The organism is Achromobacter sp. SIMBA_011 (assembly GCF_046535435.1).
In the GTDB taxonomy this organism is placed as follows: domain Bacteria; phylum Pseudomonadota; class Gammaproteobacteria; order Burkholderiales; family Burkholderiaceae_B; genus Achromobacter; species Achromobacter dolens.
Genome location: NZ_JAWRWN010000580.1, coordinates 1 through 266, shown reverse-complemented (window position 1 = coordinate 266; position 266 = coordinate 1). Strand labels below are relative to the sequence as shown.

Here is a 266-nt window from a genome sequence, read left to right as displayed (position 1 = left end):
GCGCGCGCCGTCGAACCGGTAGTGGGTGCCGTCATGCGACACCGGCGTCTCGCCGCGCCAGAACCGATGCAGCACACCGAGATATTCGGACGTGCGCTCGTAGCGCGCGTCGTGCGCCAGATAGTCGCCGTAGTACGCCTGTTCCTCCGGAGAAATGCCGGCGACGATGTTCAGCGAGATCCGTTTGTTCGACATCCACGACAGCGTATTGACTGCCTGCGCGAATAGCGTCGGCGGCAGCAGTCCCGGGCGATAGGCCAGCATGA

The 266-nt window shown here is 64.3% G+C and carries 1 protein-coding gene; it reads right to left on the bottom strand.

The genetic code is table 11. The annotated features are described in order from the left end of the window. Positions 1–266: LLM class flavin-dependent oxidoreductase (locus SB816_RS32240; protein WP_410548275.1), on the bottom strand; the 266-nt coding region annotated here is incomplete at both ends.